The sequence below is a fragment of the Brevundimonas huaxiensis genome (assembly GCF_014218725.1).
GTDB lineage: Bacteria > Pseudomonadota > Alphaproteobacteria > Caulobacterales > Caulobacteraceae > Brevundimonas > Brevundimonas huaxiensis.
In genome coordinates this window covers 467,772-487,859 of the sequence record NZ_JABBJE010000001.1, presented here as the reverse complement: position 1 = coordinate 487,859, position 20,088 = coordinate 467,772, and the positions used below count along the sequence as shown (strand labels likewise).

At 65.7% G+C, this 20,088-nt stretch carries 27 protein-coding genes; 6 read left to right on the top strand and 21 right to left on the bottom strand.

Features of this window, described 5'->3' with window-relative positions:
* Genes rpsQ through rpsJ form a run of 11 tightly spaced genes read right to left on the bottom strand, consistent with a single transcriptional unit; the run spans window position 1 to window position 5,172 of the window.
* Window positions 1-243 carry a 30S ribosomal protein S17 gene (rpsQ, locus tag HF680_RS02455; protein WP_017506051.1) on the bottom strand — a complete coding sequence of 81 codons (243 nt, stop codon included), beginning with the start codon at window positions 241-243 and terminating at the stop codon, window positions 1-3.
* Window positions 244-253: 10 nt separating this feature from the next.
* The gene (gene rpmC / locus HF680_RS02450) at window positions 254-451 is read right to left on the bottom strand and encodes a 50S ribosomal protein L29 (protein ID WP_185223964.1); all 198 of its coding nucleotides are present in this window, start codon (window positions 449-451) and stop codon (window positions 254-256) included.
* On the bottom strand, window positions 451-891 hold the full coding sequence (gene rplP, locus HF680_RS02445) for a 50S ribosomal protein L16 (RefSeq protein ID WP_017506052.1): 441 nt from the start codon (window positions 889-891) through the stop codon (window positions 451-453). The genes rpmC and rplP overlap by 1 nt, the downstream gene beginning before the upstream one ends.
* Window positions 892-894: 3 nt before the next feature.
* Window positions 895-1,650, bottom strand: coding sequence for a 30S ribosomal protein S3 (gene rpsC, locus HF680_RS02440; protein WP_017506053.1), 756 nt, complete (start codon window positions 1,648-1,650; stop codon window positions 895-897).
* Window positions 1,650-2,030: a 50S ribosomal protein L22 gene (gene rplV / locus HF680_RS02435; RefSeq protein ID WP_017506054.1), complete on the bottom strand. Its 381-nt coding sequence runs from the start codon at window positions 2,028-2,030 to the stop codon at window positions 1,650-1,652. The genes rpsC and rplV overlap by 1 nt, the downstream gene beginning before the upstream one ends.
* Before the next feature lie 3 nt (window positions 2,031-2,033).
* Complete coding sequence (gene rpsS / locus HF680_RS02430) at window positions 2,034-2,312, bottom strand: 30S ribosomal protein S19 (protein ID WP_017506055.1); 279 nt, start codon at window positions 2,310-2,312, stop codon at window positions 2,034-2,036.
* A gap of 2 nt (window positions 2,313-2,314) precedes the next feature.
* On the bottom strand, window positions 2,315-3,151 hold the full coding sequence (gene rplB, locus HF680_RS02425; RefSeq protein WP_017506056.1) for a 50S ribosomal protein L2: 837 nt from the start codon (window positions 3,149-3,151) through the stop codon (window positions 2,315-2,317).
* Window positions 3,152-3,155: 4 nt separating this feature from the next.
* A complete protein-coding gene (locus tag HF680_RS02420) occupies window positions 3,156-3,458 on the bottom strand; it encodes a 50S ribosomal protein L23 (RefSeq protein ID WP_017506057.1) in 303 nt (100 codons plus the stop codon).
* Window positions 3,458-4,096 carry a 50S ribosomal protein L4 gene (gene rplD, locus HF680_RS02415; protein WP_017506058.1) on the bottom strand — a complete coding sequence of 213 codons (639 nt, stop codon included), beginning with the start codon at window positions 4,094-4,096 and terminating at the stop codon, window positions 3,458-3,460. Before rplD ends, HF680_RS02420 begins: the two co-directional genes overlap by 1 nt.
* Window positions 4,096-4,845, bottom strand: a complete 750-nt coding sequence (gene rplC / locus HF680_RS02410) for a 50S ribosomal protein L3 (protein WP_039248546.1) — start codon at window positions 4,843-4,845, stop codon at window positions 4,096-4,098. Before rplC ends, rplD begins: the two co-directional genes overlap by 1 nt.
* 21 nt (window positions 4,846-4,866) lie before the next feature.
* Window positions 4,867-5,172 carry a 30S ribosomal protein S10 gene (rpsJ, locus tag HF680_RS02405; RefSeq protein WP_003164367.1) on the bottom strand — a complete coding sequence of 102 codons (306 nt, stop codon included), beginning with the start codon at window positions 5,170-5,172 and terminating at the stop codon, window positions 4,867-4,869.
* 590 nt (window positions 5,173-5,762) lie between these two features.
* On the opposite strand from rpsJ, the gene HF680_RS02400 reads away from it, so the two are divergent.
* Entirely contained in the window at window positions 5,763-6,515 is a 753-nt protein-coding gene (locus tag HF680_RS02400; protein ID WP_185223963.1) for a porin, read from the top strand.
* A 117-nt stretch (window positions 6,516-6,632) separates the two neighbouring features.
* Here HF680_RS02400 and HF680_RS02395 read toward each other — a convergent pair whose 3' ends face one another.
* From HF680_RS02395 to HF680_RS02385, 4 genes are all read right to left on the bottom strand, one after another.
* Window positions 6,633-7,520 carry a GIN domain-containing protein gene (locus tag HF680_RS02395; protein ID WP_045811676.1) on the bottom strand — a complete coding sequence of 296 codons (888 nt, stop codon included), beginning with the start codon at window positions 7,518-7,520 and terminating at the stop codon, window positions 6,633-6,635.
* Window positions 7,521-7,617: 97 nt separating this feature from the next.
* Window positions 7,618-7,959: a hypothetical protein gene (locus HF680_RS15910; protein ID WP_235968812.1), complete on the bottom strand. Its 342-nt coding sequence runs from the start codon at window positions 7,957-7,959 to the stop codon at window positions 7,618-7,620.
* A gap of 15 nt (window positions 7,960-7,974) precedes the next feature.
* Entirely contained in the window at window positions 7,975-8,532 is a 558-nt protein-coding gene (locus HF680_RS15905; RefSeq protein WP_235968811.1) for a hypothetical protein, read from the bottom strand.
* 10 nt (window positions 8,533-8,542) lie between these two features.
* The gene (locus tag HF680_RS02385; protein WP_045811674.1) at window positions 8,543-9,703 is read right to left on the bottom strand and encodes a GNAT family N-acetyltransferase; all 1,161 of its coding nucleotides are present in this window, start codon (window positions 9,701-9,703) and stop codon (window positions 8,543-8,545) included.
* 149 nt (window positions 9,704-9,852) lie between these two features.
* On the opposite strand from HF680_RS02385, the gene HF680_RS02380 reads away from it, so the two are divergent.
* On the top strand, window positions 9,853-10,014 hold the full coding sequence (locus HF680_RS02380) for a hypothetical protein (protein WP_168189939.1): 162 nt from the start codon (window positions 9,853-9,855) through the stop codon (window positions 10,012-10,014).
* Between the two features lie 38 nt (window positions 10,015-10,052).
* Entirely contained in the window at window positions 10,053-11,120 is a 1,068-nt protein-coding gene (locus HF680_RS02375) for a L,D-transpeptidase family protein (protein ID WP_045811673.1), read from the top strand.
* On the opposite strand, the gene HF680_RS02370 is transcribed toward HF680_RS02375, so the two are convergent.
* From HF680_RS02370 to rpsL, 5 genes are all read right to left on the bottom strand, one after another.
* Complete coding sequence (locus tag HF680_RS02370; RefSeq protein ID WP_185223962.1) at window positions 11,117-12,712, bottom strand: carboxylesterase/lipase family protein; 1,596 nt, start codon at window positions 12,710-12,712, stop codon at window positions 11,117-11,119. The genes HF680_RS02375 and HF680_RS02370 overlap by 4 nt on opposite strands.
* 180 nt (window positions 12,713-12,892) lie before the next feature.
* A complete protein-coding gene (tuf, locus tag HF680_RS02365) occupies window positions 12,893-14,083 on the bottom strand; it encodes an elongation factor Tu (protein WP_017506879.1) in 1,191 nt (396 codons plus the stop codon).
* A 109-nt stretch (window positions 14,084-14,192) separates the two neighbouring features.
* Window positions 14,193-16,271 carry an elongation factor G gene (gene fusA / locus HF680_RS02360; protein ID WP_039248504.1) on the bottom strand — a complete coding sequence of 693 codons (2,079 nt, stop codon included), beginning with the start codon at window positions 16,269-16,271 and terminating at the stop codon, window positions 14,193-14,195.
* 146 nt (window positions 16,272-16,417) lie between these two features.
* On the bottom strand, window positions 16,418-16,891 hold the full coding sequence (gene rpsG, locus HF680_RS02355; protein ID WP_017506744.1) for a 30S ribosomal protein S7: 474 nt from the start codon (window positions 16,889-16,891) through the stop codon (window positions 16,418-16,420).
* An 81-nt stretch (window positions 16,892-16,972) separates the two neighbouring features.
* Window positions 16,973-17,347, bottom strand: a complete 375-nt coding sequence (gene rpsL / locus HF680_RS02350; protein ID WP_008260482.1) for a 30S ribosomal protein S12 — start codon at window positions 17,345-17,347, stop codon at window positions 16,973-16,975.
* 394 nt (window positions 17,348-17,741) lie between these two features.
* Between rpsL and HF680_RS02345 the strand changes: the two genes are divergently transcribed.
* From HF680_RS02345 to HF680_RS02335, 3 genes are read left to right on the top strand one after another with little or no spacing between them, the layout of a single operon-like run.
* Entirely contained in the window at window positions 17,742-18,338 is a 597-nt protein-coding gene (locus HF680_RS02345) for a hypothetical protein (RefSeq protein ID WP_185223961.1), read from the top strand.
* 32 nt (window positions 18,339-18,370) lie between these two features.
* Window positions 18,371-19,081 (top strand): hypothetical protein, encoded by a 711-nt coding sequence (locus HF680_RS02340; protein ID WP_185223960.1) that lies wholly within the window; start codon window positions 18,371-18,373, stop codon window positions 19,079-19,081.
* Window positions 19,078-19,914 (top strand): hypothetical protein, encoded by an 837-nt coding sequence (locus tag HF680_RS02335; protein ID WP_185223959.1) that lies wholly within the window; start codon window positions 19,078-19,080, stop codon window positions 19,912-19,914. Before HF680_RS02340 ends, HF680_RS02335 begins: the two co-directional genes overlap by 4 nt.
* A 2-nt stretch (window positions 19,915-19,916) precedes the next feature.
* On the opposite strand, the gene HF680_RS16135 is transcribed toward HF680_RS02335, so the two are convergent.
* A complete protein-coding gene (locus tag HF680_RS16135; RefSeq protein WP_276568673.1) occupies window positions 19,917-20,048 on the bottom strand; it encodes a hypothetical protein in 132 nt (43 codons plus the stop codon).
* Between the last annotated feature and the right edge of the window lie 40 nt (window positions 20,049-20,088).

Here is a 20,088-nt window from a genome sequence, read left to right as displayed (position 1 = left end):
TTACGAGGCGGAGGCGTTGGAAAGGACTTCCCAGCGCTTCAGTTTGGACTTGGGGGCGCACTCGACGATGCGAGCGATGTCGCCGACCTTGAGCGCGTTGGCTTCGTCGTGCGCGTGGTACTTCTTGGACGACCGGACGGTCTTCTTCAGAAGCGGGTGAAGCAGGGTGCGCTCCACCTTCACAACGACAGTCTTCTCGCCCTTGTCGGACACGACCACGCCTTCAAGAATTCGCTTGGGCATATTCGTTTCCTTACGAGGTCGCACGCTTCTCGCGCAGAAGCGTCGAGATGCGAGCGATGTCTTTGCGGACTTCACCGACGCGGTGAGTCTTTTCCATTTGGCCGGTGGCCGCCTGGAAGCGCAGGTTGAACTGTTCCTTCTTGAGCTTCAGCAGCTCGTCGGACAGTTGGTCGGTCGTTTGCGACCGCAGATCGGCGATCTTGGTCATTAGGCGGCAGCCTCCACATGCGCGACGCCGGCGTCGATACGGGTCACGACCTTGGTGCGGACCGGCAGCTTGGCGGCGCCGAGACGGAGTGCTTCGCGGGCGACATCGTCCGGCACGCCGTCGATTTCAAACAGGATGCGGCCCGGGTGGCAACGCGCAGCCCAGTGGTCCACGGCGCCCTTACCCTTACCCATCCGGACTTCGGCCGGCTTGCCCGTGACGGGCAGGTCGGGGAAGACGCGGATCCAGACGCGGCCCTGACGCTTCATCTGGCGAGTGATCGCGCGGCGAGCCGCTTCGATCTGACGCGCGGTGATACGTTCCGGCTCCAGCGTCTTCAGGCCATACGACCCGAAGTTCAGCGAGAAACCGCCCTTGGCCGAGCCATGGATCCGGCCCTTGAAGGCCTTGCGGTATTTGGTCTTCTTCGGTTGCAACATGACTTAGTTCTCACGTCCCCGGTCGCGACGCGGACCGCGGTCGCCACGGGGGCCGCCGCGTTCGCGGCCTTCGTTCGAGGACGGACCCGACGCTTCCTGGGCCCAACGCTTGTCCTGCGCCATGGGATCGTGCTCCAGCACTTCCCCCTTAAAGACCCAGACCTTCACGCCGATTATGCCGTAGGTCGTCTTGGCTTCGTAGAAGCCATAGTCGATGTCGGCGCGCAGCGTGTGAAGCGGCACGCGACCTTCGCGGTACCATTCCATACGAGCGATTTCCGCGCCGCCCAGACGACCCGAGACATTCATACGAATGCCCTTGGCGCCCAGACGCATGGCCGACTGCATCGAACGCTTCATGGCGCGACGGAAAGCCACGCGGCGCTCCAGCTGCTGCGCGATGTTCTCGGCGATCAGCTGCGCATCGGTTTCCGGCTTGCGGACTTCGATGATGTTCAGGTGAACTTCACCCTCGGTGCGCGCCGAGATGTCCTTGCGGAGCTTCTCGATGTCAGCGCCCTTCTTGCCGATCACGACACCCGGACGGGCGGCGTAGATGGTGATGCGGCACTTCTTGTGCGGGCGCTCGATGATGATGCGCGACACGCCGGCAGCGGCCAGGCGTTCCCGCAGCCACTCGCGCAGCTTCAGGTCCTGGTGCAGCAGGCGGGAATAGTCGGCGCCGGCGGCGAACCAGCGGCTGTCCCACGTGCGGTTCACGCCGAGGCGCAGACCGACCGGATTGATTTTCTGTCCCATCAGGCGGCCTCGCCGGCTTCACGGACCACGATGGTGATCTCGCTGAACGGTTTCAGGATGCGCGACGAACGACCGCGAGCACGGCTCGCGAAACGCTTCATCACCAGGTTCTTGCCCACGAAGGCCTCGGCGACGACCAGATTGTCGATGTCGAGGTTGTGGTTGTTCTCGGCGTTCGAGATCGCCGAATACAGGACCTTGCGGACGTCGCCGGCGATGCGCTTACGGCTGAATTCCAGCTCGTTCAGCGCCTTCTGGACCGGCATGCCGCGGATCGAAGCGGCGACCAGGTTCAGCTTTTGCGGGCTGATGCGCACGTTGACCAGCTTGGCGCGGGCCTCGGTCGGGGCGACCCGACGCTCGTTTTTTGTCTGGGCCATCGGTTACTTCCTTTTGGCCTTCTTGTCCGCCGCGTGACCCGGGAAGTTCCGGGTCGGGGCGAACTCGCCGAGCTTCATGCCGACCATCTCTTCCGAGACCGACACGGGCACGTGCTTCTGACCGTTATGGACGCCGAACGTCAGACCGACGAACTGCGGCAGGATGGTGGAGCGGCGCGACCAGGTCTTGATCACGTCCTTGCGGCCCGACGATTGAACGGCGTCGGCCTTCTTGAGCAGATACCCGTCGACAAACGGGCCTTTCCAGGAGGAGCGGGCCATTCTTAGCGAGCCTTCTTAACGTGGCGGGTACGGATGATGTACTTGTCCGTAGCCTTGTTCTTGCGGGTACGAGTGCCCTTGGTGTCCTTACCCCACGGCGTGACGGGGGTGCGACCACCAGAGGTCCGGCCTTCACCACCACCATGCGGGTGGTCGATCGGGTTCATGGCGACGCCGCGAACGTGCGGACGCCAACCCATGTGACGCTTGCGACCGGCCTTGCCCAGGTTCTGGTTCATGTGGTCGGGGTTCGAAACCGCGCCCACCGTGGCGATGCAGCCGTCCAGGACCATGCGCAGTTCGCCCGAGCCGAGACGGATCTGGGCGTAGCCCTGATCGCGGCCGACCAGCTGGGCGTAGGCGCCGGCCGAACGGGCCAGCTGAGCGCCCTTGCCCGGCTTCATCTCGATGTTGTGGATGATCGTACCCACCGGCATCGAACGAAGCGGCATGGCGTTGCCCGGCTTCACGTCGGTCTTTTCGCCCGCGACGATCGTGTCGCCCGCCTTAAGGCGTTGCGGCGCGATGATGTAGGTCTTCTCGCCGTCGGCATAGGTGACCAGGGCGATGAAGGCCGTGCGGTTGGGGTCGTATTCCAGACGCTCGACCGTGCCGACCATGTCCCACTTGCGACGCTTGAAGTCGATCTTGCGGTACAGGGTCTTGGCGCCGCCGCCACGGAAGCGGACCGCGATGCGACCGCCCTGCCCGCGTCCGCCCGACTTGGTCAGGCCTTCGGTCAGCGACTTTTCCGGACGGCCCTTGTGGAGTTCCGAACGGTCGACCAGCACGAGGGCGCGACGGCCCGGCGAAGTCGGATTGTAGGTTTTCAAGGCCATCAGATCAGAGCCCCGTGGTGACGTCGATCGACTGGCCGTCGGCCAGCGTCACGATCGCTTTTTTGATGTCGACGCGACGACCCAGGATGCCCCGGAAGCGCTTGGTCTTGCCCTTTTGAACCAGGGTGTTGACCTTGACGACGTTGACTTTGAACAGGCTTTCGACCGCAGCGGCGATCTCGTCCTTGGACGCCGTGTCAGCGACGCGGAAGACGACCTTGTTCTGCTCGGACAGGATCGTGGCCTTTTCGGTGATCACCGGGGCCAGGATGGTGTCGTAGTGCTTGGCGGTAGGTTGAGCGGCCATTACGCGGCTTCCTTATCGCTGAAGCGGGCTTCGATGGCCTCGATGGCGGCCTTCGTCAGCACCAGCTTGTCAGCCCGCAGAATGTCATAGACGTTCAGGCCGGCGTTCGGCAGCACGTCGATGTGCGGGATGTTGCGTGCGGCCAGGCCGAAGTTCGTGTCGACTTCGGGACCCGCGATGATGAGCGCCTTGGTCCAGCCCAGCTTGCCGAGCGTTTCACGCAGCGAAGCGGTCTTGGCTTCCTTGACCGAGACGGTGTCGACCACGATCAGGTCGCCCGACTTGGCCTTGGAGGACAGGGCGTGACGCAGAGCCAGCGCGCGGATCTTCTTCGGCAGCGAGAAGCCGTGATCGCGAACGATCGGACCGAAGGCGCGCGAACCGCCGACGAACTGCGGTGCACGGCGCGAACCGTGACGAGCGCCGCCGGTGCCCTTTTGCTTGTACATCTTCTTACCCGTACGAGAGTTCTCGTTGCGGGTTTGAACCTTGTGCGTACCGGCGCGGCGCTTGGCCAGTTGCCAGTTGACGGTGCGGGCCAGGATGTCGCCGCGGATGTCGGAGATGCCGAAGACGGCGTCCGACAGTTCCACGTCGCCAGCAGCCTTGCCGTCGAGTTGGATGACAGAGAGTTTCATTACGCTTCACCGCCTTCGGTCGCCTCGACGGGAGCTTCTTCAGCCGGGGTCGAGGCGGGTTGAGCAGCAGACTTGCTCGACTTCAGCGCGCCGGGGAACGGAGCGTCGGCCGGGCGAGCCTTCTTGATGGCGTCGCGAACCTTGACGTAGCTGCCGTCGTGACCGGGGACAGCGCCCTTGATCAGGATCAGGCCACGCTCGGCGTCCACGCGGACGACAGTCAGGTTCTGAGTGGTGACGGTTTCGGCGCCGTAGTGGCCGGCCATCTTCTTGCCGGGGAACGTGCGACCCGGGTCCTGACGGTTACCCGTCGAACCGTGCGAACGGTGCGAGACCGAAACGCCGTGGGTGGCGCGAAGGCCGCCGAAGTTCCAGCGCTTCATGGCGCCGGCGAAACCCTTACCGATGGTCTCGCCCTGGATGTCGACCTTCTGGCCCACCAGGAAGTGCTCGGCCGACAATTCGGCGCCCACGTCCAGCAGACCGTCCGCATCGACGCGGAACTCGGTCACATAGGCTTTCGGTTCGACTTCCGCCTTGGCGAAGGTCTCGCGTTGAGCCTTGTTGGTGTTCTTAGCCTTCTTCGTGCCAGCGCCCAGCTGGAGAGCGACGTAGCCGTCACGCTCCTGGGTACGTTGGCCGACGACTTGGCAGCCGTCGAGCTGCAGCACAGTGACCGGTACGTGCGCGCCGTCATCGGCGAACACGCGGGTCATGCCCAGCTTCTTGGCGATCACGCCCGTGCGCATCGGATCCCGCCTCTTTCTACTTTAAATCTTGATCTCGACGTCCACGCCGGCGGACAGGTCGAGCTTCATGAGCGCGTCCACGGTCTGCGGGGTGGGGTCGACGATGTCGAGCACGCGTTTGTGCGTGCGGATTTCAAACTGCTCACGCGACTTCTTATCGACGTGCGGAGAGCGGTTCACGGTGAACTTCTCGATCAGGGTCGGCAGCGGAATCGGACCGCGAACGGTCGCGCCGGTGCGCTTGGCGGTGTTAACGATCTCGCGCGTCGAAAAATCGAGGACGCGGTGATCAAAGGCCTTGAGCCTGATGCGGATGCTTTGATCCATATCGGTGCTTACTTCCAATGCGGTCGGAGGACCGCGTCCCTGTGAACCATTTCAAAGACCGAAGGCCTTCGGGCAAAAAGCCCTCAGGGAACGCAAATCCGCAAAAACGATCGGCCCACGCAGTTGCCCGCGAAGGCCGTTGATATCCCAAGAAGCTGCAAAGAACAGTGACTTAGGTCGTTCTTGCGAACCGCGTTTGCAGCGAACTGCACAGCCGGTCCAACAAGAGTGGTGGCTTATGCCTATCGATTCTGATTTCGTCAAGCGCGCAAACCCGGGCTGGCACAGGATTTCGACGCGGTCTCCGTCGAGGGCTCTCCAGGGCGCGACGACACCTTCGGCGACGACATCGGCGGCGTTGGACGCCCTCTTTATAGTGCAGGAGGGCCACTGCAGCGCGCGATTAACGACTTGCCCCACAGATCGCCAAGTCGTGACACATTCTGGCCGCAACGCGTGGCTGCTGGGCAACAACCTTGCCATACTAGGCCAATCGAACGTCGGTTTATTGCTCCGCTTCGTCTTAGCCTGATAGCAGCGCCCCTCCCCGGACCCCCATCCGGGTGCAGACTGCTAAGGACAAAAGAAAAATGAAGACGATCCTCCTCGCCACGGCCGCCGCCGCCCTGTTCGCCGCCCCGGCCTTCGCCCAAGACGCCATCGGTTCGGTCGGCATGACCTATTCCAACCCGTCCATCGAAGTCGCCGGCGACGACGTCGACGCCGACGTCTGGACCGTTGACGGCTCGGTCGCCCTGCCGGCCCAGGACTGGACCGTGACCCTGAACGGCGCGATCGACTACACCAAGGCCTTCGGCGAAGAAGACGTCACCGGCGCCGCCGCCGCTCACCTGACCAAGATGTGGTCCTCCGACGTCCGCGCCGGCGCCTTCGTCGCCGCCAACGGCATCGGCAGCGGCAACGAGCCGATCTGGACCGTGGGCGCTGAAGCGCAGAAGTATCTGTCGAACGCCACCCTGACCGGCCAAGTCGCCTACACGACTGCTGACAACGTGGACGCCGACATCTGGACCGTCGGCGCCGACGCCGCCTTCTACGTCATGCCGAACCTGCGCCTGAACGCCGGCGTCGCCTACAACAATGTCGACTTCTCGGGCGGCGACACCGACGCCTGGACCTACGGCGTGGGCGCCGAATACGAGTTCGAGAACACCCCGTTCTCGCTGGGCGCAGCCTACACCCGCGCCGACATCGATTCGCTGGACGTCGACACCTGGTCGGTCGGCCTGCGCTACTCGTTCGGCGGCGGTCTGCAAGCGCGTGACCGCGCCGGCGCCAACCTGGGCGTCTCGGCCATCTCCAGCGTCCTGAGCGTCTTCTAAGCGTCTCGGACCTGATCCATGCGAAGAGCCCCGGCGGAGCGATCCGCCGGGGCTTTTTGTTTGGCCGGAAAAGACCCCCGGGGTTCCACGACCGAGGGCCTTCTCGTCGCTCGGGTATTAACGCCCGATCTGCAGGGTTCCCGATCCGACGACGGAGCGAGAGACCGATCCCGTGGCTGAGGCGACGCGGACGCTGCCCGATCCGGCGATCGCCACGTCCAGGTCGCGCGTGGCGCCGCCGTAGCGCACATCGCCCGAGCCGCCGATGGCGACCGACAGCTTGTCCATTCGGCCCTGCCGTACGTTCACACCGCCCGAGCCGCCGATGGACAGTTCGCTGCGTCCGCCGGCGCTGGCTACCTCGACATTGCCCGATCCGCCGACAGCCGCCTTCAGGGCTCCGGTCGCCCCGGCTGAGATGGAGCCCGATCCGCCGACGCTAGCGTTCAGCGATCGCGACGTTCCCGCGCGGATCGCGCCCGAGCCCCCAAGTCCCAGTTCCAGATCGCCATCCACATTGGCCACGTTCCAGTTGCCGCAGCCGCCATTGTCCAACTCGACCGACCGCGCGCCGCGTCCGACCGAGCCGAAGACCGCGCCGCTGGCGCTGACATCCACCGCGCGCGGCGTGCGCACGACGATCAAAGGCGCGTCCTCCAGACGGATGCGGCCCAGGTCGCGCACCTCGACCGTCGCGCCCTGCCCCGGCTGGCTCGCATCGCTGCGACCGGAGTTGCAGCCACGAATGGCGCTGTTGCCGCCCCACATGCCGTTACGGCGCAGGCCGCCGTCGATCTTGACGTCGTTGCCGTCGCGGCGAACCTGGATGGCCGGCAAGCGCGTCTGGCCTTGGGTGACCTCGACGCCAATATCCTGACGATCCTCGACGATGACCACCACGCGGGCGACGGCGTTGCGGATCTCGACCTCGGCGGCCGAAGCGGGCGCGGCGACGAACCCGGTCAGGGTGGCGACGGCGGCGGCGGCGATCAGTGCGGTTTTCATGAGCGGTGTTCCCTTCCCGAATGTGAGGCGAAGGTGCGCGCCGCCCGCGCCCAAGTCATTTTAACTCGAGGTCATGAACTCGAATTAACACCCGAGCTTATGACGTCGCGTTCAGCGCGCCCGCGCCATCCTCCGCGCCGATCTCCGGCTCGAAGTCGCGCTCGAAGTTGGCGATCTTGCTCTTCATCGCGCCCGCCTTCTTCAGCGCCAGCGACGCGGCCCAGCGCGCCGCCAGCTCCGGCGTCGTCATGCCGTCGGTGAAGCGCGGCCGCCCGCCCCGGCTGCGGATCACCGCATTGGTGAACAGCGCGCCGTTGCGGAACCGCGACGGCCAGGTCTGGAAATCCATCGACAGGCTGACGCAGAAGCGGTCCAGATTCTCCACCCGATGCGGCGCGTACAGCGGCCAGGTCAGGGCGCGACCTGGCTCCAGATCCATGACCTGCGCATCCTGTTAGAACGCCAGCGTGTAAGGCAGTTCTTCGGTCGTCTGACGCGCGACCACCTGTTCCATATTCCGCTCGGGCAGATGGCCCTCGTCGCCGGGATAGACGAACAGCCGCTTGCGCCCACGCAGGTGGAACAGCACCACGCCCGCCGCGTCGAAATGATAGGGCACCCGCGCCTTGGGCGACGACAGGATCAGTTGCCCCGCGTTCCGCACCGCCCGCATTCCCGGATAGGTCGCTTGGATCGCGGCGAAGTCCTTCATCGCCGCCGCCCACAGCTCGGGCCAGCCCGTCTCGACCCCACGCAGATTGACCCACAGCCGGCCCTGTTTGATCGCCTCCAGCAGTTTCTCGCCCGACAGCCGCCCGCGCGCGCCGGTGCGCAAGAACACCTGACCCTCGTCGTCATAGTCATACAGATTGATGTCGAACAGCTCGGCCGGATAGCGATCCAGCACGGCGGCCAGCGCCGCGTCCTCGGCGAACCCTTGCTCGATCAGGGTGTGGGCATGGGTCTTGGCCTCGGCGATCGGGCCGGGATAGCGTGTGCGACGTTGGGTCATGCCGATATTCTCAAACGTGGGCGACGCGCGCCGGCGTCTTCTTTTTCGCAGCCGCCTTCTGGACGGCCGACCTTGCGGCGACCGCCGCGCCCCTCAGCCGCCCGACCGGCGTCGCCTCGCAGGCTTCGATGGTGGCCCAGCGCCGACGCAGCGACGCCCGCACCGCCTCGCCGCGCCCGCCCGCCTTGTTCAACGCCGCCACTGTGATGTCGCCCAGCGCCTGGGTCACGCCGGGCTGCATCACCACGGCTTCGCGCACCGTCTGGCGCGCGTTGACGAAATACTTCTTGTAGGTCTCGCCCTCGAAGCCGAAGTCGAACACCCGGAAACCCTCGGCCGCCGCCAGCCGCATCGTGTCCATGCTCAGCAAGATGCCCGGCGAGCACCGCGCCAGCGTCGGCTCATAGGCCGGGAACCAGAAATGGTAATGCCGCCCGGCGTGCAGCGAGAACTCGATCGCGACCAGCTTGTCGCCCGCATGCATCGCCGCCATCGAGGCGCCGAAGTCTTCTCGCATCTCGCTCATCAGCGCGTGGAGCAGATCCCGCGTCCAACCGCAGGCGAAGATGTCGTGCAGGCCCGAGCGCCGATACTGCCCCGCCTTCAGCGCGATCAGATGATCCAGCAGCGCCGGATCTCTGCGACCCCGCTCCACCCGGATCGGCCCCAGTTCGGCCTCCAGGCTGCGGCGCGCCCGCTCCTTGTCCTTGAAATATTTGCCGAAGGTCTTTCGACGCTCGGCGTACCAGTCGTCATAGCCCGCTTCGGGCATGGCCACCTGCACGGTCTCACGCGCCTGGCCCGTTTCGCCCGCGCCGATCCAGCCGGGCACGTTCAGCCGCTTGGCTTTCAACAGCCGCGCCACCTCTTCCAACGTGATCGTCTCGTCCGCGGGGGCGATGACGCCATGATAGTCGTTCATGGGCGCGCCCAGCGGCTGAACTGCTCCGCCACGTCGCTGATGCGGGAAAAAGCCGACGATCTCACCGTCCCGTCTGAACACGGCGATCGCCGCGCCGGGGCAGACCCGCGAGGCGATCTCGGCATAGTCCCATCGGAAATAGGGGCTGGCCAGATCAGGATTGCCAGCCGTCCACGCACGCCACAGGGCGACGGCGGCGGCATCCATCGCCGCCGCGTCCATGATCTCGACCTGCAGCATTCCGGCCATACGCATCCTCTTAGGGCCCTGCGAAGCAAGGTCCATTCCAGACCGCATCCTGCCCCATGCGTGTTTCATCAGGGTTCACCGGCATGGTGAACGCGCGTTGACGGAGCCGCGGTCGCCCTGGCGCGTTTGAGTGACCCAAGGAGAAGACCATGACCGATCAGCGCCCTGACAGCCAAGCCGTCGAGAACGAAAACCTGCGACCGGACGGCGAAGGCCAGCCTCCGCGTCCGGCGACTGAGCCCAAGGGTTCGAAGGACTCGTCCAACTCCGGCGAAACCGAAACCGACCCCGCGACCGGCGAACCGAACTGAACGCCGACCACCTGCACTCACCGTCTCGAAAGTCTCTTATGAACCGTCCCGCCTACCTCGCCGCACTCGCTGTTCTCGCTCTGGGCGCCTGTTCGCCGAAGGAAGAGAACACAGCCGCCCCAGCGGCGCAGACGGCCGAGGCCGGGCAAGTGGGCCAAACCGGCCCGCTCTCTCGTGACGCCATCGAGAACACCGCCTACGCGGCGTCGCCTAGCGCGCAAGCGGGCCAGCCGGCTACCCCGAATGCCGCCCAGCAGCAGCCGCAACCCGCCCTGATCCGCGCCCAAGTTCTGCTGGAACGCGCCCGCTTCTCGCCCGGCGCGATCGACGGCCTGGCGGGGTCGAACATGCGTCAGGCGATCTCGGCGTTTCAGGAAGCGAACGGCATGACGGTGAACGGCCAGCTGAACGCCGACGTGATGGGCCGACTGCGCGCCGCCGCCGGACCGGGCGCCGTGACCACCACCTACACCATCACTCAGCAGGACATCGCCGGACCCTACCTCGGCGTCGTTCCCACGGAGTTGGAAGCTCAGGGTCAGGCGGCCCACATGGGTTACGCCAATATCGTCGAGGCCTTGGCCGAGCGCTTCCACGTCACCGAGGCCTTGCTGCGCGCCATGAACCCCGGCGCCGACTTCAATCGCGTGGGCCAGGGCCTGCTTGTCCCCGCCGTCAACACCGCCCCCCTGCCCGCCGACGTGGACCACATCGACGTCGATAAGAGCGAAGGCTCGGTCAAGGCGTTCGACGCCGACGGCAAGCTGATCGCCTACTTCCCGGCCACCATCGGCAGCGGCGACAACCCGACGCCAACCGGCACGGTCAAGGTCAACGGCGTGGCGCGGAACCCGGACTACACCTACGACCCGTCGAAACTCAGCTATGGCGACGGCAAGAAGAAGGTCGTCGTCAAACCCGGTCCGAATAATCCGGTGGGCGTCGTCTGGATCGACCTGAATAAGCCCAGCTACGGCATACACGGCACGCCCGACCCGCATCTGGTCGGCAAGACGGCCTCGCACGGCTGCGTGCGCCTGACCAACTGGGACGCCTGGATGCTGGCCGACAAGGTCAAGCCGGGCGTCACCGTCCGCTTTATCTAGTGGACGGCGCCGAACGGCGTCCCGTCCCAGAAGTCACAGTGATGGCGTTCGAAGAAGCCGTCGTCCATGACATCGCCCTCCGGCTTGAACACCCGCACCGGCCCCGCACCCTCGACGCGGGGCCATTCGGCGGCGAAGGCCGAGCGGCCGAACGTCGCCCACAGCCTTTGCATCCGCTCCGACAGCGCCTTCTGCTCCGGCGTGAACCGCTTGGGATCGGCGAACACCCAGCGCGTTCCGAACACATAGGCCAGCTCGCTGGCGTGATAGGCGCCCAGGTCCAGACCGACGATCCAGTCAGGCAGCACGAATGGCACCTCGCGATCGGCAAACTCATACCCCCACACCGGCACATGCTGGGCCAGAAGTCGCCGCAAGGCTTGTGACGGACAGGCGAACCTCTGGTCCGTGAAGTTGGCAGCGATGGCGTAGGCAGGCCCGTCCTCACCCACCGGATAGCGCGCCAGCACCCGCTCGCCCTGATCGCCGTACATCCAGATCGTCTCCTTCTGATAGCGATCCATGTCCTGCACCTCGTTGGCGAACAGCCGCCCCTCATCGAGGTTCGTCCCGACAAGTACAGGGACGCGCGTGAACCGCCCCTCGCGGATCGCGACCGCCGGGTTTTCCGGCACAGTGGCGTCCGTGTGCACCGGTCCCCACGACCCTGGCCCGTTGATGCCCGCCCTCAATGACGCCGCCCGCGACAGCCGCCAGGCCGGCAGCGCCTTCAGGCACGCGATCTGATCCTCGCCCGTGCAGCCCAGCCTTTCGGCGAACATCGGCCCCGACTGGGCCGCATCCTGCGCCCTGACCAGGGACGACGGCTCAAGGCACCCGCCGCTCTGCATGATGACCCGTTGATACAGCCCCTCCGATTGCGGCGACGCCATCAGGTAACAGGCCGTCCACGCGCCCGCGCTCTCGGCGAACAGGGTGACGTCGCCTGGATCGCCGCCGAAGGCTGCAATGTTCCGATGCACCCATTTCAGCGCCGCCTGCTGATCCATCAGGCCGAAATTGCCGCCGAAGCCTTCGCCGGTCGCCTGAAACCCCGGATGCGCCAGCCAGCCCAGCGCGCCGAGCCGATAGTTCATCGTCACGACCACCCGCCCCTGCTCGCGCGCCAGTTTCGACGGATCGTAGTTGGCGCCCGCCCCCACGGTGAAGGCGCCGCCGGGGATATAGACCATCACCGGCCGCGCCTCGGCCGCATCACCGCCCGGCGCATAGATGTTCAGATACAGACAGTCCTCGGACCCGACGACGATCCCGCCGCCGCCGCCCAGGATCGAACGTCGCCCGATCGCCTGGGTGCAGTCCGAACCAATCCGCGTCGCATCCCGAACGCCCTGCCAGGCCTGAACCGGCTGCGGCGCACGCCAGCGCAGATCGCCGACCGGCGGCGCCGCGAACGGCACGCCTAGATACGCGCGCGTCCCCGCCCCCTCGAGCCCGCGCACCGTCCCAGCTTCGGTCGTCGCCAATATCGGCTCGGCATCCTTGGCGAACCGGACCTGATCGACCTTGCCGGGATGGGTGGCGCAGGCCGACAAGGCGACAAGGCACGCAAGCAACGAGATCAGACGCATCTTGAACCTTGGCTGTTGGACAGACGGTCCTAACGCCTGAGCGTCCGGCCCGTTGCGGGCCCGGCAGTCGCCCAAACAGCAAAACGGCCCCCGGATTACTCCGGGGGCCGTTCTGTTACGCGACTTTGGTTTTCGGCCTATGCGCTCCTCGCGGAGGCGCGCGGCTTGAGGCCGTTTGGCTTAGGCGATGATCTTAGCCACGACGCCGGCGCCGACGGTGCGGCCGCCTTCACGGATGGCGAAGCGCAGGCCTTGGTCCATCGCGATCGGGGTGATCAGCTCGACGTTCAGCTCGGCGTTGTCGCCCGGCATGATCATCTCGACGCCTTCCTTCAGCTGAACGATGCCGGTCACGTCCGTCGTGCGGAAGTAGAACTGCGGGCGATAGTTCGTGAAGAACGGGGTGTGACGACCGCCTTCTTCCTTGGTCAGGATGTAGGCTTCGGCCAGGAACTTGGTGTGCGGGGTGATGGAGCCCGGCTTGCACAGCACCTGGCCGCGCTCGACGTCTTCACGCTTGGTGCCGCGCAGCAGAACGCCGACGTTGTCGCCCGCTTGACCTTGGTCCAGCAGCTTGCGGAACATTTCCACGCCCGTGCAGGTCGTCTTCTGGACCGGACGGATGCCGACGATCTCGACTTCTTCGCCGACCTTGATGATGCCCTTCTCGACGCGGCCCGTGACCACGGTGCCGCGGCCCGAGATCGAGAACACGTCTTCGACCGGCATCAGGAACGGCAGGTCGACCGGACGCTCCGGCTGCGGGATGTAGGCGTCGACGGTTTCCATCAGGGCCAGAACGCGCTGTTCGCCGATTTCCGGGTTCACGCCGTCGGTCGCGGCCTTGGCCGAACCCTTCGTGATCGGAATGTCGTCGCCGGGGAACTGGTACGACGAGAGCAGCTCGCGCACTTCCATCTCGACCAGCTCGAGCAGCTCTTCGTCGTCGACCAGGTCGACCTTGTTCATGAAGACCACCAGGGCCGGCACGCCGACCTGACGGGCCAGCAGGATGTGCTCGCGGGTCTGCGGCATCGGGCCGTCAGCGGCCGACACCACCAGGATCGCGCCGTCCATCTGCGCGGCGCCGGTGATCATGTTCTTCACATAGTCGGCGTGGCCGGGGCAGTCGACGTGGGCGTAGTGACGGTTGGCCGTCTCATATTCCACGTGCGCGGTGTTGATCGTGATGCCGCGCGCCTTCTCTTCCGGCGCAGCGTCGATGTCGGCGTAGTTCATCGCCTTCGCGCCGCCGGCCTTCGCCAGCGTCATCGTGATCGCAGCCGTCAACGTCGTCTTGCCGTGGTCAACGTGACCAATCGTGCCGATGTTGCAGTGCGGCTTCGTCCGTTCGAACTTTTCCTTGGCCATTTTCTAGCTCCTAAGGTCCCCGAACCGGGGTTCCTGCAGTTTGGGGGTTAAGGACGCCCGGTCCTTACGGTCCGGGCGCATATAGGCGGGCTTTCCGAAAAGGGAAAGCTTAGGCGTACTTCTTGATCACTTCGTCGGCGACGTGTTGCGGCACCGGCTCGTAGTGGTCGTATTGCATGGTGAACTGGGCGCGGCCCTGCGACATGCCGCGCAGCGTGTTCACATAGCCGAACATGTTGGCCAGCGGCACGAAGGCGTTCACGACGGTGGCGTTGCCGCGCATGTCCTGACCCTGAATCATGCCGCGACGGCCGTTCAGGTCGCCGATGACCGAGCCGAGGTATTCCTCGGGGGTCACGACTTCCACCGCCATGATCGGCTCGAGCAGCTTGGGCGAACCCTTTTCCTTCAGCTCGCGGAAGGCGGCGCGGGCCGCGATTTCGAACGCCAGCACGCTGGAGTCGACGTCGTGGAACTTGCCGTCCGTCAAGGTCGCCTTGAAGTCGATCAGCGGGAAGCCGGCCAGCAGACCGTTGTCCTTGGCCGAGTTCAGGCCCTTTTCGACGCCGGGGATGTATTCCTTCGGCACCGCGCCGCCGACGATCGAGTTCTCGAACACGAAGCCCGAGCCCGGCTCGCCGGGTTCGAAGGTGATCATGACGCGGGCGAACTGGCCCGTACCGCCGGTCTGCTTCTTGTGCGTGTAGTCGATGTCGACCTTGCGGCCCAGCGATTCACGATAGGCGACCTGCGGCGCGCCGATGTTGGCCTCGACCTTGTAGGTGCGCTTCAGGATGTCGATCTTGATGTCCAGGTGCAGCTCGCCCATGCCCTTCAGGATCGTCTGGCCCGACTCGTGGTCGGTCGAGACGGTGAAGGAGGGATCCTCCGAGGCCAGCTTGGCCAGGGCGACGCCCAGCTTCTCCTGGTCGCCCTTGGTCTTGGGCTCGACCGAGATCTCGATGACCGGCGCCGGGAATTCCATCTTCTCCAGGATGACGGGCGACTTGATCGGATCGCACAGGGTGTCGCCCGTGCGTGTTTCCTTCAGGCCGGCCAGGGCGACGATGTCGCCGGCGTAGGCTTCCTTGACGTCTTCACGGTTGTTGGAGTGCATCTGCAGCATCCGGCCGACGCGCTCTTTCTTGTCGCGGCTGGAGTTCAGCAGGCTCATACCCGTTTCCATCTTGCCCGAGTACAGGCGGCAGAAGGTCAGCGAGCCGACGAAGGGGTCGTCCATGATCTTGAAGGCCAGGACCGACAGGGGCTCTTCGTCCGAGGCCTTACGCACGACGGGCTCTTCGGTCTTGAAGTCGATGCCCGGGGTCGGCGGGATGTCCAGCGGCGACGGCAGATAGTCGACGACGGCGTCCAGCAGCGTCTGCACGCCCTTGTTCTTGAAGGCCGAGCCGCACAGGATCGGATAGAAGGCGCCGGTCAGAACGGCCTTACGGATGCACTTCTTGATGGTGGCTTCGTCGGGCTCGTTGCCTTCGAGGTAGGCTTCCATCGCCTCGTCGTCCAGCTCGACGGCGTTGTCGATCAGGTACTGACGCGCGGCGACCGCCTTTTCCATCAGGTCGTCGGGGATCGGCACGTCCTTGTAGGAGGCGCCCAGGCCGTCGTTGTCCCAGACCACGCCGGTCATGCGGACCAGGTCGACCAGACCCGACAGCGAGGATTCGGCGCCGATCGGGAACTGGATCGGCACGGCCTTGGCGCCCAGGCGGTCGCGGATCGACTCGACCGAGGCGTCGAAGTCGGCGCCGATCTTGTCCATCTTGTTGACGAAGACGATGCGCGGAACCTTGTACTTGTCAGCCTGACGCCAGACGGTTTCGGTCTGCGGCTCGACGCCGGCGTTGCCGTCCAGCACCGTCACGGCGCCGTCGAGGACGCGCAAGGAACGCTCGACTTCGATGGTGAAGTCCACGTGGCCTGGGGTGTCGATGATGTTCAGACGCTTGTTCTGCCAGAAGGCGGTCGTCGCGGCGGACGTGATGGTGATGCCGCGCTCCTGCTCCTGGTCCATCCAGTCCATGGTGGCGGCGCCGTCGTGGACTTCGCCGATCTTGTGGGATTTGCCGGTGTAATACAGGATCCGCTCGGTCGTCGTCGTCTTGCCCGCGTCGATGTGGGCCATGATGCCGAAGTTGCGGTAGTCCTGGAGCGCGTGCGTACGTGCCATGGAAACGTGCCTTGAAAGTTTTCAGGACGCTTAAGGGCGCCCACGGAAGGATGTCGGTGTTCGGATAAGCGAGTGCGGGCGATTTAGCTCAAACCGCCCGCACCGGAAACCCTTAGATAGTCAGCGCAGATGACGCTTTGAAGGCGTTACCAGCGATAGTGGCTGAAGGCGCGGTTGGCTTCGGCCATCTTGTGGGTGTCTTCGCGCTTCTTGACCGCGGTGCCGCGGTTGTTCGAAGCGTCAAGCAGTTCGGCGGCCAGCTTTTCGGTCATGGTGTTTTCGCCACGCTTGCGCGCAGCGTTCACCAGCCAGCGGATGGCCAGGGCGCGGCGACGGTCCGGACGGACTTCGACGGGCACCTGATAGGTGGCGCCGCCGACGCGACGCGAGCGCACTTCGACCGACGGAGAGACGTTTTCCAGAGCGGCGTGGAAGGTCGCGACCGGCTCCTGGTCCTTCTTCTTCTCGGCCAGGATATCGAAGGCGCCGTACACGATGTTCTCGGCGACGGCCTTCTTACCTTCGTACATGACGTAGTTCATGAACTTGGTGACGACCAGATCCCCGAACTTGGGATCCGGCAGAACTTCACGTTTCTGGGCGCGGTGACGACGCGACATGGGGTATTCCTTGCAGTGCCCGACCTGCGCCGGGATGATCTCGAAAAGGCCTCCGGGCGCGACGGCCCGGAGAAGAATGGCTTACTTCGGACGCTTGGCGCCGTAGTGCGAACGACGCTGCTTACGGTCCTTGACGCCTTGGGTATCCAGAACGCCGCGCAGGATGTGGTAGCGAACGCCGGGCAAGTCCTTCACGCGGCCGCCGCGGATCAGAACAACCGAGTGTTCTTGCAGGTTGTGGCCTTCGCCGGGGATGTAGCACACGGCTTCGTAGCCGTTCTTGGCCAGACGGACCTTGGCGACCTTACGCAGAGCCGAGTTCGGCTTCTTCGGAGTCGTCGTGTAAACGCGGGTGCAGACGCCGCGACGCTGGGGCGAACCCTCCAGAGCCGGCACCTTGTTGCGGGTGGGCTTGGGCTTGCGCGGCTTGCGGATCAGCTGGTTGATCGTAGGCATTCGAAACTCGTCTCGACTTCTGATGGAGGCGTGTGTCTTTCGACCGAAGCGCCTCTCGCCTTCTTGTGAACGGGGGACCATCCCCTCGCCCGGGTGTCATCGAGACCGAGATGCGACAGGGACAAACAGAAAAACCGGAACGCGCGCTTTGGGCGTTCCGGCGGGCACAGCCCGTCCGTTCGATTGTCACGATCTCAGCGACCGGCGAACCGGTCACGCCTCGAAAGTGGGCGGCTTCTACGCGCGATGGGCGCGAAGGTCAAGGCGGAGACGTTAACGCTCCAGAATGCAGCCGCTTCGATGAAGCCTAGCGGTCTTCAATAGAGCGACCTTTCGCCTGAAACCCGCCACGCTTCGCGCTCAGCTTGACGACAAGACCAACCGGGGATGGGTCATGGCGGGGCTGGCCAGAACAGGGGCGATTGCGCTCTCGCTTGCGGTGAACGCAGGCCTGCTGACGCTGCTTGCGGTGGAGGACCGCCGCCCGGCGCCGCGGCGGGTTCCGGGACACTCGCCTCTCTACATCGAGATCGAGCCCGTGATCATAGGTGCAAAGGCCCGCAAAGCGCCGGCGGCCGCGCCGCCAGCGCAGGACCAACGCCGGACGCCAGTCCGTCCGCGCGATTCTGATACTGCGGTACCGGCGCCGACCGTGACGCCGACATCGGATCGCCCGGCCGCGCCCGCCTATGACCCGCGTTGGACAGTTCGACCGAGCCACTCACCCGACGCCGCCTGGCCGACGGGGAACACGGCGCGCAATGGCGAACCGGATTGCCGCCCCGAAACCGCACGGTCCACGCGGGACCGTCAGGCTTGCCGTGCGCTGGCGATCGCGGCCGATGGATCATCGCCGCCGATGGTACGCTCCGGCGATGAGGAAAGGACGGCGGGCTTTGCAAAAGAAGCCGCCGTCAAGAAACGCTGGCGCGATTACCGCGAAGGCGACGGCGCCTACCCCGGGCTGCGGTCCCTGTTCGGCATGAACTGACGATGGCTGCCGCTGACCTCGGACTTGGGGCGATGACGCCGACAAAGGCGCCCCGCCGTCTTGGCTGGCGCAAGGCGGGCTTTGCGGCCGCCGCCGTCGGGCTGAATGCAGGCGCCGTCGTGCTTCTATCCATGACGGATCCGGGGCTGCGCGCGCGTTCGCTGCGACCTGCGCCGATGATCGTCTATCTTGAGGACGCCTGGCCCTCCCTGGTCCGCGCGCCAAGAGCTCCGTCTGTCACGTCCTCTGACGGCGCGATGGCCGCGACCCGACGCGCGCAGGCGTCACAAGAAGATGCGCCGAACAGAGGCGATCCGGCGACGTCGGCGCCCCTGTCCCCGCCCTCGCCCTCGTCCATGAGCCAAGCGACCGCGGACGACGGGATCGACGCCCGCTGGCGGGTCGGCGGCGCTCTTGCGGGGCCGAGATTGTCTTCCCTTTCGTGCAACGCCCCGCACCGCCTCGCGCCCGACGACCGCCGCCGCTGCGAGGAGCGCTGGAACGGCGGCGAAGCCGCCCCTGTCATCCGGGGAACGGGGAATGCCGAGCGCGACGCCGCCTTCGCGCGACAGGGAGCGCGTCGTCTGGCGGCCTGGGAAGCGCAGCGCGCCGATCCGCCACGCGTCCGGAGATCGTGCGAAGATCCCAACCCTGTGGCAGGTTGCCCCGACGTGAATATCCGGATCGAACTCTTTTCTAGACAGGACGGCTTCCTGCCCAATCTCAGAAAGCGTCGCGAATGACCGCCGCCTCCGCGCCCTCCCCTGGCCCATGGTCGCGACGAGCGCGTCCGGACTGGCGCAAGGTCGCCTTGGCCACAGCCTCGGTCGTCATCAACACCGGGCTGATCGCCACCCTGTCCCTGACCGCACTGGGGATTGACGCGCCGCCGAGCTCGCCCGATTCACGCCCGCTCTACATCGACATCAGCCCACGCCCTCTGCTGCCGAACGAGCGGCCTCGCCCTGCGATTCAGACGCCCGAGCCCGTCGCCATGTCCGCATCGCGCGACGCTGGCGGCATCGCCCCTGCTCCCACAGACAGGGATGCGTCCGCTCCGGACAGTCGCCCCGCCCCGATCCGTCCGCGAATCGCCGCCCCCACGCCCCAGGGCGCGCCCGCCCCGCCGGACGCCTGGACGGTCAATCCGAACGACCGCGCCGGGGCCATGTCCCGCGTTCTGCGTCAGGGCCTGATCGGCTGCACCACGCCGCAACAGCTCAACGCCGCCGAGCGCGCCCATTGCCGCGAGGACGCCATGCGACGCGGCATGAACGCCGCCCCGATCACCGGCACGGGCAACCCCGAGCGTGACGCCGCCTTTGCGCGCGAGGGGGCGCGGCGTCTGGCCGAATGGGAGGCGCGGCGTCGTCCTCTGTCCGGCGGGGTCGGCGTGGTGGGCCCGGCGGACTGCGTCGGCTCGAACTTCGGCACGGGCTGCGCCGGCGCTCAGTTGAACCCGTCGCTGACGCCGGACTCGACCCGCAACGTCCAGACCCGACGCGACGGCCACCGGGCCGGCGGCGCACCGATCACGCCGGGCGCTTCGGCCCCGATGGAGCGGTGGAAAGACTGAGGTCAGTGATCCTGGCAGTAGGCGTCGTGCATGGCTGCGCCGAGGTTGAGCATCATCGTCTTGGCTTCGACGACGACGAAGAGCGACAGCATCACAGCCGTTAGGCCCCACAACACCTTGTCGGCTTTCGTCATGGCGGCCCTCCAAACAACCCTGGTTTAGTTCACCGCAATC